This is a genomic window from Novosphingobium sp. SG754 (genome assembly GCF_013149315.1).
Lineage (GTDB): Bacteria > Pseudomonadota > Alphaproteobacteria > Sphingomonadales > Sphingomonadaceae > Novosphingobium > Novosphingobium capsulatum.
In genome coordinates this window covers 1-13,230 of sequence record NZ_JABGCC010000018.1, presented here as the reverse complement: position 1 = coordinate 13,230, position 13,230 = coordinate 1, and the positions used below count along the sequence as shown (strand labels likewise).

The following is a 13,230-nucleotide window of genomic DNA, read 5'->3' as shown; positions in this document are numbered from 1 at the left end:
GTGCCACGGCGCGTGTTCGCGCTCCAACCCTGACGGGACAGTGGCTTGGTCGAGGGCAGGCTAGGAGCGTGGCGGCCTGTCTTCCTGCACGATTCCAGCGTGCTTCGGCACGGCTTGCACAGATTCGCCCGAAAGCGCAGGCACGCCCGTTCCGGGGGCTGTACGATCGTACGGTTCGTCGCTAATCGAAATGGCGAAACGACCTTCAAGGAGCGGAGAGAGACATGATCGTGAGGATGGGCGCGGCAAGCATCGCGCGGGTGCGGGCATGACCAGCGTGCGCTCGGCCCTGATCATCGGCGGCGGAATCGGGGGTATGTCCTCGGCCCTCGTGCTGCGGCGCCTGGGTGTGGCGGTGGACCTGATCGACATCGACCCAGCCTGGCGCGTCTATGGCGCCGGCATCACCATCACCAGCCCGACGCTGCGCGCCTTTGATCAACTGGGCATTCTGGACGACGTGCTGCGCGACGGCTTTTCCGGCAACGGCATCCGGGTCTGCACGATCGAGGGGCAGCAGGTGGGCGAAGTGCCTGATCCGGCCGGCATGCCCGGCAGCGGCGGGATCATGCGGCCGACGCTGCACCGCATCCTCTCGGAAAAGACCCGCGCATCGGGCGCCACTGTACGGCTGGGGCTGACCGTCGACGCGCTGCATCAGCGGGATGACCAGGTCGATGTCGTGTTCAGCGATGGCGGCCGTGCCAGCTATGATCTGGTGCTGGGGGCCGACGGCGTGTTTTCGCGCACCCGCAGCCTGATCCTGCCAGATGCGCCTCAGCCCGAATATACCGGGCAGACGATCTGGCGGCTGTTCGCCGATCGCCCGGCAGAGATCGACCGCCGCCATTTCTTCCTGGGCGGGCCGGTCAAGGTGGGGCTGTCGCCCGTGTCGCGCGACAGCTTGTACATGTTCCTGCTCGAAACCTGTCCGCGCCGCAGCGTGGTGCCAGATGAGGAACTGTACCTCGGCTTGCGTGATCTTCTGGATGGATACGGCGGCCCGTTGCGGGCGCTGCGCGAGGGCCTTGGCCCCCGCTCGCAGATCGTGATGCGGCCGCTCGAGGCGTTCCTGCTGCCGCCACCCTGGCATGTCGGGCGCGTGCTGTTGATCGGTGATGCCGCGCATCCCACTACGCCCCATCTCGCGTCTGGCGCTGGCATGGCGGTGGAGGATGCCATCGTGCTTGGCGAGGAACTGGCCCGCGGTGACGACCTGCCCGAAGTGCTCGCCCGCTTTGCCGAGCGGCGCACGGCGCGCTGCCAGCTGGTCGTGCGCAACTCGATGGAAATCGGTCGTCTCGAGCGCGCCGGCGCGCCGCCCGCCGAGCAGACCCGGATCGTCGGCGAGACACTCGCCATGCTCGCCCAGCCCATTTGATGCCTTTGCATGCGCTGCGCGCGCAGCAGCAGCAGCAGCAGGAGATAGCGATGTTCGACACCGAACCCCAATTGCCGCCCGCCACCCCCGACACCGGGCGGCCGCGTACCCTGGACGAAGCCAAGGCGTGGATGCTCGATCGCACGGGCAAGGCGATCCACCCGATGAACAACCTGGCCGCCGACGATACCGCTGCCGTCCTCACAACGCTCCAGGGGCTCGATCCGGTGAACTGGGCAGCGGCCTGGCGTGACGCTGGCGAAAAGGCGTGGCAGCGCGCCGAGACGGAAAGCGATCCGGCGCTGCGGCGCAAGGAGTATCTGCGCGCGCACGGTTTCTTTTTCCTCGGCCGTTTTCCGTGCCCCAACCATCCCGACAAGCTTGCCTGTGCCGCGCGCGAGCGGGATGCCTATCTGGCCGCCGGCGCGCTGATGTCGCCGCCGCTGGCCCGCGTGGTGGTGTCGTTTGACGGCCATGCCGGTGAAGGCGGCGAGGTCGTGTTCTACTACCGCCGGCCCCAGGGCGTTGCTCGCCCCCGTGTCGTGGTGATGTGGGGCGGGGTGGACGCGTGGAAGGAACAGATGACCGCGGCGTGCGACCTGCTGCTGGCCCGCGGTATCGCCACCATCGCGATGGATGGGCCAGGCACCGGCGAATCGCCCGTAAAGGGCACCGCCGATGCCGAGCGTCAGTTCCTCCCCGTGTTCGACTGGGCAGCGGCGCAGCCGGATCTCGATGGCGCCAAGGTCGGCCTGCTCGGGCGCTCGTTCGGCGGCTATTGGGCGACCAAGCTCGCCCATGTCGTCCCTGACCGCGTGGCCGGCGCGGTGAACTGGGGTGGCGGCGCGCACTTCATGTTCCAGCGCGAATGGATCGAACGCTCGCGCCATCCTGACAGCTATCTGATGGAACTGGTCGAGACGCGGATGCGCATGCTCGGCGTCGATAGCTGGGAGGGCTATATCCAGGGCTTTGCCCAGCTCTCGCTGCTTGAGCAAGGCCTGCTCGATCGCCCTTCGGCACCGCTGCTGCTGGTCAATGGGCGTGGCGACAGCCAGTGCCCGGTGGCCGATATCGATCTTCTGGTCGGCCACGGCAGCCCCAAGGCAGTGCGCATGTTCCCCGGCGGCCACATGGGCATCACCCCGCAAACGCTGCCGACCATCGTCGACTGGCTCGTCGGCGCCGTAGGTGCGGGAGCATCGGCATGACCGCGCGCAACTGGGTGCAGGACATGCCCACCGAAGAGGCCTATGCGATCAACCGCATCCTCTATCGCGTCCAGCATGACCGCGCGGAGGAAACCCGCTTCTTCGACAATCCGGCGCGCTACATCGCGGACGAACCGCTGTCTGATGCGGCCCGCGCCGCGCTCGACGCCACCGACATCGGCAGGCTCTATTTGCTGGGCGCCAACCCCTATCTGCTGCGCGCCTATTGCCTGCAACTGCGGGTTCCCGAAGCCGACTATCTGGCTGCCCTGCGCGCCGTAGGAGATGCGACCCATGGCTGAGATTACCGGCGTCTATGCCGTGAGCCACACCCCCGTGATGACCAATATGCCCGATGCGCCCGCGCCCGCGCGGCGCGAGGCCGCTTTTCGCCAGTTCACGCGGGTGGGGCAGGAGATCGCGGCGACGCAGCCCGACGCGCTGGTCCTGGTTTCCGATGATCACCTGCACAATTTCTTTCTCGATAACCTGCCGCCTTTCTGCGTCGGCGTGGCGCGATCCTACCCCAGCCCGGTGGAGGGTTGGCTCAAGATCCCGAAGCAGCAATTGCCGGGCGATGCCGCGCTTGCCGCGCATCTGCTCCAGTCGGTGATGGCGGCGGGCTTTGACCCGGCGCTGTCGATGGAATTGACGCTTGACCACGGCATGATGACCCCGCTCGATCTGGCCGGGATTGCGGGGGCCATCCCGGTGGTGCCGATCCTGGTCAACACGGTGCAGCCGCCGATGCCGGCGATGCGGCGCTGCGTGGCGTTCGGCCGGGCACTGGGGCAGGCGATCAGGGGCTATATGGGCGCCGCGCGCGTGGCTGTGCTCGCCACCGGCGGGCTGAGCCACGATGTTGGCACGCCGCGCATGGGCCAACTCGACGAGGCGTTCGACCGTGGCTTTCTCCAGCAGCTGGAAGCTGGCGGGTTGGATGCGGCTGCCGACTTTGCGGAAGCGACGGTCAACACAGCCGGCAATGGCGCGGAAGAAGTGCGCAACTGGCTGGTCGCCCAGGGCATTGCCGAAGGCGCGCCGTTCGAAACCTATCACTATGACGGCATCACCGACTGGTATACCGGGATCGGGCTGGGCCGCTGGAGCATGACGGCATGACGCTTGCAATCCATATCGACGGCCCCGCCGGCGCGCCGCCGCTCGTCTTCCTCCATGCCATCGCCACCTCGGCCGCATTGTGGCGCCCGCAGGTGGAGCAGCTTTCCCAGCGGTTTCGCGTGGTGCGGGTGGATCTGCCGGGCCATGGCGCCAGTGCATTGCTGCCTGAAGGCGCTGGCTTTGCCGACTATGCCGATGCGGTTGCCGAGACGCTCTCAACCCATGGCATCGATCGGTTCAGCCTGGTCGGCATGTCGTTTGGCGCGATGGTGGCGATGCAGGTGGCGCTGCGCCATGCTGCCCGGGTGGAGCGCCTGGTGCTGGCCTGCTGTGCCGCGCGCACGCCCCCGCCCGTCGCCGCGATGTGGCATGAGCGGATCGCGATGGTGGAACGCGAGGGGATCGAGACGCAGGTCGAAACCAGCCTCGACCGCTGGTTTACGCCCGATTTCGCTGCTGCCTCGCCGCAGACGCTTGACGGGGTGCGTGGCATGATCCGCCAGACGCCCGCCGCCGGCTTTGTCGCGGCAGCGCGGATCATCGCCACGCTCGATCACATGGCCTTGCTGCCAAAACTCGCGATGCCATGCCTGGTGCTGGCTGGTGCCGAGGACAAGGCGGCGGCGCCCGCGATGATGCAAGACTTCGCTGCGCACATCCCGACCGCGCGGTTTGCCACTTTGCCGGCCGCGCACCTCGCCAATCTCGAGGCACCAGATGCATTTGGCGAAATGATCGCGCGTTTCGTGGAGGGGCAATGACCGCGATTACACTGATTCATGCGCTGGAAGCCTCGATCGCGCCGATCAACGCCGCCTTTGCCGCGCATTGGCCACAGGCGCGCCTGGCCAATCTGCTCGACGACAGCCTGTCGCGCGACTTGGCCGAGGCTGGCGTGCTTACCGACGCGATCGTTGCGCGGTTCCGCACGCTGGGCCGCTATGCGGCAGGGGCAGGGGCCGATGGCATTCTGTTCACCTGCTCTGCCTTTGGGCCGGCGATCGACGCCGTTGCCGCCGATCTGGCGCCACTGCCGGTGCACAAGCCCAATACGGCGATGATTGCACGGGCCGTCGCGGCGGCGGGGGCAGGGCGCATCGCGCTGCTGGCGAGCTTTGCACCGACGCTGCCCTCGATGCTGCCCGAATTCCCCGATCCCGACCGGGTACTGCCGGTGCATTGTCCCGGTGCGCTCGACGCGCTGCAAAGCGGCGATGCCGCGCGGCACGATGCGATTGTTGCAGCGGTCGCTGCCACTCTGCCCGAGGATTGCAGCGTCGTGGCATTGGCGCAGTTCAGTCTGGCCCGCGCTGCGGCCGCGATCGCGCCGCATGCCGGCCGAACGGTGCTGACCACGCCGCAATGTGCGGTAGAGGGCATTCGCGCGGCAATTTTTCATGAGGCTTGCGTCGAGAATCGCGGCGCGATCCGCTAACGCCGCCGCGCGGCCCTGTCGAAGCGCCGCGCTGCACCGGGGGACGAAACGAGCGTGACGGGACGTACGCAGAAGAAGACCAAGCGCGAGATCATCCTCGACGCAGCAGAAGCGCTGTTTGCCGTGCATGGCTTCGACGGGGTCTCGATGCGGATGATCGCCGAACGCGGGCCGGTCGGGCTCGGCCTGTTGACCCACCACTTCCCCGCCAAGGATCAGCTGTTTGCCGCCGTGCTGGAACGGCGCGCCGATATCATCAATACGGCACGCCTCGCCGCGCTCGACGCGCTGGACAAGCCAGACCTGGAAGCACTGCTGGCGGCCTTTCTGCGTCCCTATGTCGAACGGATCGCCGAGGGCGACGAAGGCTGGCGCTCCTATGCCCGCCTGCACGCGATGATGACCCAGGATGCGCGGTGGACCCCGGTTGCCGCGGCGATCTTCGGTGGGGTGGCCGAAGAAATGATCGCCCGCATCCAGGTGGTGGAGCCGCGCCTCACGCCCGATCTGGCCGCACGTGGCTATGTCCTGCTGCTGGGCGGCATGGTGAGCATGTTTGCCGACACCCGGCTGCTCGACCGGCTGACCCACGGGCGCCTGTCCAGCAGCGATGTCGTGGCGAGCTTCGATCCGATCGTCCGTTTCGCCGCCGCCGGCATCCGCGCCCTGGCGGAGCCGGCGGGAACTGATCCCCACGCCGCCTAGAGCGTCGCGTCGCAGCCGACCTGGGCGCGGCGGCGGATCGCATCGTGTGATCGCGCGGCGGCCTTGCCGACGGCGGCCACATCGATACCCAGCAGCTGGCCTGCGCGCTTGAGGAAGCGGCCGTCGACCATGACGGTGTCAACGTTCGCCGGCTGGCCGTGCTGGACCAGCTGGAAGGTGGCGTTGCTATCGTCCACCGCGATCATGTTGAGATCGCTGGTGCGCACCAGGATCAGGTCGGCGCGCTTGCCGGGCGCGATCGATCCGGTCGTGTCTTCAAGCCCCAGCACCCGCGCGCCGTTCAGCGTTGCGAGCTGCAGCATCTGGCGCGGCATGGTCAGGCCATTGGTGGGATCTGCCGGGTTGCCGGGCCGCATAATGATCTCGGTGAACGAGGCGCCGCGCTGCTGGGCGATTCGCGCAGAGGCCATGATCGTGCGCATCGCGGCAAACGGATCCACGCAGGTCTGCGCCGTTACATCGACGCTGAAGCCGATGTCGTGGAACGGTACGCCGTTTTCAAGGAAGCGGATCAGCGGCGGCAAGCCCGCACCAATTATTGTGTCGGTAGAAGGGCAGAGGGAAATCTTGACGCCGCGCGCCGCCAAAAGTTGGAGCAGCTGGTCCGGCGTGCCGGGCCCATGGGTAAAGATGAACTCTGGCCCCAAAAGATGCAGAACCTGGGACAGGTCGGCATGCGGGGCGATCGATTTGAGCCCGTGGCGCCGCGCCGCTTCCACTTCGGTGACGAAGTGCTGCGTGGTGTGGATGACGACGCCCAGATCGATCCGTCCATCGCCATGCTGGCCGAGCCAGTCGAGCATGGGGACAATTTCGCCATCGTCGACGGCGGTGGAGCCAGGATGCGGCAGATGGCCATAACCGAAGCGCGCGCGGATGCCGCTGTCTGCCAGGGCCTGCGCCTGCGCCAGCGCGTCTTCGGTATTGCGCAGCGCATTGGACCAGTTGTGGCAAGTGGTGACGCCAGCATTGATCGCCTCGGTCGCGGCATAGCGGATGGCGGCATAGTGATCCTCGGCGGTGTAGCTCCCGGCAAGGCGGTGCAGCGCGAAATAGCCGGGCGCATCATGCGACAAACCGCGCCAGATGCTGTTCCACATGTGCCAGTGCGTCTCGATGAAGCCGGGCATCAGGATCATGCCGGCAGCATCGATCACTTCGGCATCGTCGGCTGGCAACTCCTCGGCCACGGCGACAATGGCGCCGTCGCGCACCAGCACGTCGCCGCGGGCAAGGTCGCCTATTGCGGGGTCCATAGTGAGGATGCGGGCGCCGCGGATCAGATATGCGCCGCGGGGAAGATCGGTTGCCACGGCCTGGTCGTTATTCACTCGCATCTCTCCTAACCATCCGGCGCTCTGCGGCATGCGCTGCGGCCCGGTCTTTGCGCCATCCTTGGCATTCTCCCCGACGACAGGGAAGTTCCTGCATGTTCCGGGCATTTGCCTGCACGGAAACGACCGGGGGACTGCGCGTGCCGTTTTCATGCATCGGCCGTGCTGCATCATGCAGGATTCCGGCAAAGGGCCTGCCTAGACCAGCATCAACCGCATGTGCCCTGCTGCCGGACCAGCCAGCGCAAGGGACACAGCAAACAACGCAAATGGGAGGATGCCTTGAACCCACGCTATTTCCTGTCGACTGCACCGTTGGCGCTCGCGCTGTGCGCGATGCCCGCTGCCGCGCAGACCGCATCGGCCGCTGCGTCCCAGGCGCCTGCTGCAGAGCCCGCAGAGGCCGCCAGCAGCGCGCCCAGCAGCGCGCAGGGCGACGCAAGCGAGCAAGGCCTCAAGGACATCGTGGTTACCGCGCAACGTCGCTCGGAAAACCTCCAGCGCGCCGCGATCGCGGTCAGCGTGGTATCGTCTGACGCGCTCGCCCGGCTCAATGTCACCCAGTCCTCGCAGCTGACGACGCTGGTGCCCGCCTTGCAGGTCGCCTCCAGCGGCTCGTCCAACCTGTTCTACTTGCGCGGCGTGGGCACGTTCGCGGTCAATTCGTTCAGCGATCCGGCGATCGCGTTCAACTATGACGGCGTTTATGTTGGCCGGCCGAGCGCCACCACCGGCGTGTTCTACGATGTCGAACGCGTCGAAGTGCTCAAGGGGCCGCAGGGCACGCTCTATGGCCGCAACGCCACCGGTGGCGCGATCAACATCTTGCCGGCGCGCCCGAAACTGGACGGCAATTCCGGCGATTTTTCCGCCACGCTCGGCAACTACAACACGGTGGTGCTACAAGGCGATGTTAACCTGGTGCTGTCTGACAAGGCTGCGCTGCGTGTTGCCGGTATCTACAGCAAGCATAATGGCTATTTGAGCGATGGCACCAATGACGAGGACGGCAAGGGTGCCCGTGCCCAATTGCTGTTCCGCCCGACGAGCGATTTCTCGATCCGCATCGCCGCCGATTATTACAAAGCTGGCGGCGTGGGCGGCAGTGCGGCCCTGGTTGGCGTGCGCAATCCCGTCACCGGCGCGATCACGCCGGCACCCACCGATCGCGGCACCGGGTTGTACGATCCGCAGGTGCAGGCGCTGTTCCCGCAGCAGGTCAGCTTCCAGATCGGTCGCACGCTTCAGCCGCTCAGCCCCTATCCAGGGCAGAACAGCACGTTCTGGGGCGTCAATGCCGAGCTGAGCTGGACTACCGCTGCCGGCACGCTGACCGTGATTCCCGCCTATCGCCGTGCCGATGTGCACGCGCTTAACGCGGTTACCTCGTTCATCAGCCTGTTCGACGAGAAGACCACGCAGAAGAGTGTGGAAGCGCGCTTCGCTTCGCCCGATACCGGCTTCTTCCGCTACCTGCTCGGCGCGTTCTACTATCGCGAGGAATCGCAAACCGCCGACGTGTTCGCCCAGCAAACGCTGACCAACTATCTGGGTGGCGCGCTCGATACGACATCCTATGCCGCGTTCGGCCGGGTGACGCTGGCCTTTACCGACAGGTTCCGCCTGAGCGGCGGGCTGCGCTATACCAGCGATCGCAAGACCGTCGACGGCGCGTCGCAGACGCTGGTGGCGGTCTGTGTTGCGGCCAGCTGCCCGGGTGGCCTGGTGCTGCCCTATACGCAGACCCCGGCCGGGCTGATCTCCAGCCTTGGCCTGGTGGGCCCGCTGCCAAGCCCGGTTCCGGCATTCAGCAGCATCTATGCTGATCCGTCCGCGCCCACCAGCATCCTGGGCAACAACCGCGCGGTGCTCAACATGGAGCAGAAGAACAGCCGCGCAACCTGGCGGGCCGGTGCGGAATATGACGTGGGTCCGCACTCGCTGCTCTACGCCTCGGTCGAAACCGGCTATCGCGGTGGCGGGTTCTCCTTCGCCGTCGATCCCACCCGGCAGCAATACCGCCCCGAAACGATCCAGGCCTACACGATCGGATCAAAGAACCGCTTTTTCGATAATCGCCTCCAGCTCAATCTCGAAGCCTTCTATTGGCGCTACAAGAACCAGCAGATCGCGCATCTTGGCGTCGATTCGAACGGTGCTTCGGCTTTCTTTACCGAAAACATCGGCAACTCGCGCAACTATGGTGCCGAGGGAGAGGCACAGTTCCTGGCTGCGCGCAACACGCTGCTCACTGCCAACATCCAGTATCTCAATGCGAAATACACCGATTTCCGCTATTCGACGCCCGCGCCGCCGCCTACCCGCTGCGCGGTGACCGCCCCGGCGCCGGGCTCTGCCTCCTCGCTAGTGGATTGTTCGGGCCTGCGCGCGTTGCGTTCGCCGGAATGGACGATGAACTTCGGCGTGCGCCAGACCATTCCCATCGGCACCGCGAAGATCGTGCTGCAAGGTGACGCCCGTTACCAGTCGTCCAGCTATGTCGGGTTCGAACTGCTCGATATCGAACAGCAGGCGGCCTATTGGACCGGCCAGGCCTCGGCCACGTATTCGGGCGAGGACGATAAATGGTCGGCGACACTGTTCGTCAACAACATCGGCAACCAGCGTCCGTGGGGCGATATCGTCTATAACGCCAATGCCAACCTGTTCGCCGGTTCGCCCGGCGCACCGCGCCTCTATGGCTTCCGTTTCGCGATCAAGTATTGATGGCGGTGCTGGGCCCCGGGATGGGCGTCCCGGGGCCCAGTGGCCACCGCTCAGCGAAGCGAACGGCGATAGGCGGCCGGGGTAACGCCCGTCGTCCGGCCAAAGATCCGGGTAAGGTGTTCCTGGTGCGTGAAGCCGCACCGCACGGCGATCTCGGCAATCGGCAGATCGCCACGCAGCAGGTCGCGCGCACGCTCCACCCGCTGCTCGATGATGTACTGATAGGGCGCCCGCCCGGTTGAGCGCTTGAACTGGCGCGCGAAATGGATCGGGCTCAAATTGGCCGCACGGGCAAGATCGTCCACGCTGATCGGCGCTTCCATCTTCTCTGCAACCAGAGCGCGCACCCGGGCGATCTGGCTCGGCTGGAGCCCGGTGATCCGCGGCAGTTCCACCCGTTTTGCCAGAGCATGGTGGCGCACCAGTTGCGCGGCGATGAGGCGGGCGACGCTGTCGGCAAACAGATCGGATTGCCGCTCCTTGATCATCGTGCAGGCCAGCCGCGCCAGTTGTTCGAGCAGCGGATCGTGCTCTCCCATGCGCGGCAGGAACTCCACCGAGTCCATGGCGTCGTCGCACAGTTCGCGCACTGTCGCCGCGATCAGCTTGCGATGGACGTAGAGGTGCACCGTCTCCAGCGGTGACATGAGCGCCACGCCGAAGTCGCGCTGCGCCGGCAGGATAAACAGCCCACCGGTGCCGATCCGCGCCTCGCGCCGTTCGCCGCTCAGTTCGCGCCGGATGCGCACCGGGCCATTGAGATGCACGATGATGAGATGATGGTCATTTCCGCCGAACGTGTCGGCATAGGGGGCCTCGCGCTGGTGCGAGGCATAGAACGACTGCCATTCCAGCGAGTCGCTCGACTGCAAGACCTCGTGTTCCGGCCGCAGCAGAATGCCGTGAGTGTCTGCGGCTGTAAGTCCCGATTCGGTGCCGATACGCATAGCCAATCCTCTCTCCCGGCCTGCCGGTTTTTCCGGTCCCGCACGCGGCGTAGCGAAAAACCGTACGATTGTACAGTCGCGGCTTGATGGACGATGCCATGGCCACCTGGCGGACTCGCGGTGCCGTGGCAGCCATGCCCGACCGTCGGCAGCTTTGCCCGGCCGATCAGCCCATTGGTTGACATGGATAATCGACCGGTGTTCAACACCGCGCCAAGGACACCGCTCCGCAATCGGCACGCGCACCGCCGCCCCTGCCTGGCAAGGACAAGACGATGGCGGAACCTGGAATCGCAGACATCACGTTCGGACGCGCTGCACCCGGAATCAGCGTGCGGGACATTCACGCCGCGCACGACTTTTACGTGGGCGTGCTCGGCTTTGAGAAAGTGTTCGAGAACGGGTCTCCGGTCGGCTTCATGGTCCTCAAAAAGGGACGCGCGGAAATTCACCTGAGCCGCACGCCTGGTCACAAGCCGTCGACCACCAACGTCATGCATATCTACGTCAGCGACGTGGCGGCACTCTACGCTATCTGCGAAAGCAAAGGCGTGCGGATCATCAAACGCCTGGCCGACAAGGACTATGGCCAGCGCGCCTTCGTGTTCGCCGATCCGGATGGAAACCGCATCGACGTGGGCGAGCCCTCGAACTGATGCCTGCAGGAATGGATCGATGACCGTGCCTGTTTCCGGCGCCAAATGTCCGGACCAGCGCCTGGCGCTGGTTGCGGGCCTTGCCGTTGCTGCATTCCACCTGCTGTTTGCCGGGCGGTACGACCTGTTCCGCGACGAACTCTACTTCATCGTCTGCGGGCAGCACCCTGCGTTCGGCTATGTCGACCAGCCGCCCGGCGTGCCCTTGCTCGCCGCTGGCCTGTTCAAGCTGGGATGGGGCGCCTTTGGCTTGCGTGTGCCGACGGCGCTGGCGGGCGGAGCGCTGGTATGGCTGGCGATGCGCTTCGCGCGGCTGCTGGGCGGGGGAAGGCTGGCACAGGCGATGGCCGGCCTGGCCTGCGCCCTCGCGCCCATGCTGATGGGCATCGTTGCCACGCTCAACACCTCGGCGTTCGAGCCGCTGGCCTGGACGGCGCTTGCCCATCTGCTGGTCAAAGCCGGTCGCGAGGGGGATGATCGCGCGTTGCTCGGGGCGGGGCTGCTGGTCGGGCTCACGCTCGAGATCAAGTATGCCATGCTGTTCTGGATGGTCGGCCTGACCGCCGGCTTGCTCGTCACGCCGGGCCGCGTGCTGCTGCGGCGGCCGGCCTTGTGGGGCGGCGTGGCGATTGCCGCCATCATCGCGGTGCCGTCCTTCCTCTGGCAATATGCCCACGGCTTTCCGTTCCTGGAATTGGCAGCAGCGGCCAAGGGCAAGAACGCGGCGGTCGATGCCATGCCGTTCCTCGTCAACCAGGTGCTGGTGATGAACCCGGCGTTCGCGCCGCTGTGGATGGCGGGCCTGGCGGCGCCGTTCCTGGCAAGGCGCCTGGCCGATCTTCGTTTCCTGGTGATCGGCGCCGTCGTGGTGATCGTCATCGTGCGCCTTGGTCACGGCAAGGACTATTATCTGGCGCCGCTCTACCCCACCTTGTTCGTGATCGGCGCGACGGCGCTGGCACCCTGGGTTAAAAGCATGCCGGTCAAAGTGGGTGTGGCGGCGATCGCCGTAGCAGCCGTCATTGTCGCCGCCCTGGCCGCGCCGGTCGCCCTGCCGATCCTGTCACCAGCCGCGTTGGAACGCTATGTGCGGGCAACCGGGCTGGCGCCGCAGCAGCAAGAGCGCAGCTTTGCCGGCACAGCCTTGCCACAGAGCATGGCAGACCAGTTGGGCTGGCGCGATTTCGCGCGGCAGGTCGATGCAGCCTGGGCCCGCATCCCGGCGCCGGAGCGCGCGGTCACGGCCATCAAGGTGGACAACTATGGCGAAGCGGCCGCGCTCGATCTCTACGGCCAGGGCCTGCCGCCCGCGTTGAGCGGGCACAACCAGTATTACCTTTGGGGCCTGCGCGGACAGCATCCCATTCACGTGCTGTCGGTGCAGGATCACCTGGCCACCCTGCAGCCCTATTGCCGCAAGGTCACGCTGCTCGGCCAAACCTGGTCGCGCTATGCCATGGCATATGAAAACGGCAAGGTGATCGCCCTGTGCGAAAACGTGCAGCCATCGCTGACCGAGATGTGGCCGGATCTCAAGAACTTCTCCTGACGGCAGCCACAGCAGCAAACGTGCCTATTTGGCGGCCACGCCTTTTGCTAGCCCGTCTTATTCATGAGGTCGCTGTTCCGGTCTGATCGGTTTTGATTGTTCGCTGGCGGCATGATGCAGTCGCGCGTCATCGACGGTGTTT

12 protein-coding genes are annotated in these 13,230 nt (G+C 66.0%); 10 read left to right on the top strand and 2 right to left on the bottom strand.

Annotation, left to right across the window (positions count from 1 at the left end):
* Nucleotides 1–268: 268 nt before the first annotated feature.
* Genes FHW97_RS21415 through FHW97_RS21385 form a run of 7 tightly spaced genes read left to right on the top strand, consistent with a single transcriptional unit; the run spans nt 269 to nt 5,854 of the window.
* Entirely contained in the window at nt 269–1,381 is a 1,113-nt protein-coding gene (locus tag FHW97_RS21415) for an FAD-dependent oxidoreductase (protein ID WP_022678217.1), read from the top strand.
* A gap of 50 nt (nt 1,382–1,431) precedes the next feature.
* Nucleotides 1,432–2,592 carry a S9 family peptidase gene (locus tag FHW97_RS21410; RefSeq protein ID WP_171799704.1) on the top strand — a complete coding sequence of 387 codons (1,161 nt, stop codon included), beginning with the start codon at nt 1,432–1,434 and terminating at the stop codon, nt 2,590–2,592.
* Nucleotides 2,589–2,894, top strand: coding sequence for an Aromatic-ring-opening dioxygenase LigAB, LigA subunit (locus FHW97_RS21405; protein ID WP_022678215.1), 306 nt, complete (start codon nt 2,589–2,591; stop codon nt 2,892–2,894). Before FHW97_RS21410 ends, FHW97_RS21405 begins: the two co-directional genes overlap by 4 nt.
* Nucleotides 2,887–3,714 (top strand): 2,3-dihydroxyphenylpropionate 1,2-dioxygenase, encoded by an 828-nt coding sequence (locus tag FHW97_RS21400; RefSeq protein ID WP_171799703.1) that lies wholly within the window; start codon nt 2,887–2,889, stop codon nt 3,712–3,714. Before FHW97_RS21405 ends, FHW97_RS21400 begins: the two co-directional genes overlap by 8 nt.
* The gene (locus tag FHW97_RS21395; RefSeq protein ID WP_171799702.1) at nt 3,711–4,475 is read left to right on the top strand and encodes an alpha/beta fold hydrolase; all 765 of its coding nucleotides are present in this window, start codon (nt 3,711–3,713) and stop codon (nt 4,473–4,475) included. The genes FHW97_RS21400 and FHW97_RS21395 overlap by 4 nt, the downstream gene beginning before the upstream one ends.
* Entirely contained in the window at nt 4,472–5,149 is a 678-nt protein-coding gene (locus tag FHW97_RS21390) for an arylsulfatase (RefSeq protein WP_171799701.1), read from the top strand. The genes FHW97_RS21395 and FHW97_RS21390 overlap by 4 nt, the downstream gene beginning before the upstream one ends.
* A gap of 54 nt (nt 5,150–5,203) precedes the next feature.
* Nucleotides 5,204–5,854 (top strand): TetR/AcrR family transcriptional regulator, encoded by a 651-nt coding sequence (locus FHW97_RS21385; protein ID WP_022678211.1) that lies wholly within the window; start codon nt 5,204–5,206, stop codon nt 5,852–5,854.
* On the opposite strand, the gene FHW97_RS21380 is transcribed toward FHW97_RS21385, so the two are convergent.
* Entirely contained in the window at nt 5,851–7,206 is a 1,356-nt protein-coding gene (locus FHW97_RS21380) for an amidohydrolase family protein (protein ID WP_171799700.1), read from the bottom strand. The genes FHW97_RS21385 and FHW97_RS21380 overlap by 4 nt on opposite strands.
* Nucleotides 7,207–7,491: 285 nt before the next feature.
* Between FHW97_RS21380 and FHW97_RS21375 the strand changes: the two genes are divergently transcribed.
* Nucleotides 7,492–9,936, top strand: a complete 2,445-nt coding sequence (locus FHW97_RS21375; RefSeq protein WP_171799699.1) for a TonB-dependent receptor — start codon at nt 7,492–7,494, stop codon at nt 9,934–9,936.
* A gap of 50 nt (nt 9,937–9,986) precedes the next feature.
* Here the strand turns inward: FHW97_RS21375 and FHW97_RS21370 are convergent, their stop codons facing one another.
* Nucleotides 9,987–10,883, bottom strand: a complete 897-nt coding sequence (locus FHW97_RS21370) for a helix-turn-helix domain-containing protein (protein ID WP_169048221.1) — start codon at nt 10,881–10,883, stop codon at nt 9,987–9,989.
* A 275-nt stretch (nt 10,884–11,158) separates the two neighbouring features.
* On the opposite strand from FHW97_RS21370, the gene FHW97_RS21365 reads away from it, so the two are divergent.
* Together FHW97_RS21365 and FHW97_RS21360 are read left to right on the top strand one after the other, a co-directional pair.
* On the top strand, nt 11,159–11,539 hold the full coding sequence (locus tag FHW97_RS21365; protein WP_022678208.1) for a glyoxalase/bleomycin resistance/extradiol dioxygenase family protein: 381 nt from the start codon (nt 11,159–11,161) through the stop codon (nt 11,537–11,539).
* Between the two features lie 19 nt (nt 11,540–11,558).
* Nucleotides 11,559–13,088 (top strand): glycosyltransferase family 39 protein, encoded by a 1,530-nt coding sequence (locus FHW97_RS21360; RefSeq protein WP_171799698.1) that lies wholly within the window; start codon nt 11,559–11,561, stop codon nt 13,086–13,088.
* Nucleotides 13,089–13,230: the final 142 nt, after the last annotated feature.

Excerpts from the sequence above, each read along its gene's own strand:
- FHW97_RS21365 (WP_022678208.1), top strand. The coding sequence starts at position 11,159 with ATGGCGGAACCTGGAATCGCAGACATCACGTTCGGACGCGCTGCACCC.
- FHW97_RS21390 (WP_171799701.1), top strand. The coding sequence starts at position 4,472 with ATGACCGCGATTACACTGATTCATGCGCTGGAAGCCTCGATCGCGCCG.
- FHW97_RS21360 (WP_171799698.1), top strand. The coding sequence starts at position 11,559 with ATGACCGTGCCTGTTTCCGGCGCCAAATGTCCGGACCAGCGCCTGGCG.
- FHW97_RS21415 (WP_022678217.1), top strand. The coding sequence starts at position 269 with ATGACCAGCGTGCGCTCGGCCCTGATCATCGGCGGCGGAATCGGGGGT.
- FHW97_RS21400 (WP_171799703.1), top strand. The coding sequence starts at position 2,887 with ATGGCTGAGATTACCGGCGTCTATGCCGTGAGCCACACCCCCGTGATG.
- FHW97_RS21405 (WP_022678215.1), top strand. The coding sequence starts at position 2,589 with ATGACCGCGCGCAACTGGGTGCAGGACATGCCCACCGAAGAGGCCTAT.
- FHW97_RS21395 (WP_171799702.1), top strand. The coding sequence starts at position 3,711 with ATGACGCTTGCAATCCATATCGACGGCCCCGCCGGCGCGCCGCCGCTC.
- FHW97_RS21370 (WP_169048221.1), bottom strand. The coding sequence starts at position 10,883 with ATGCGTATCGGCACCGAATCGGGACTTACAGCCGCAGACACTCACGGC.
- FHW97_RS21410 (WP_171799704.1), top strand. The coding sequence starts at position 1,432 with ATGTTCGACACCGAACCCCAATTGCCGCCCGCCACCCCCGACACCGGG.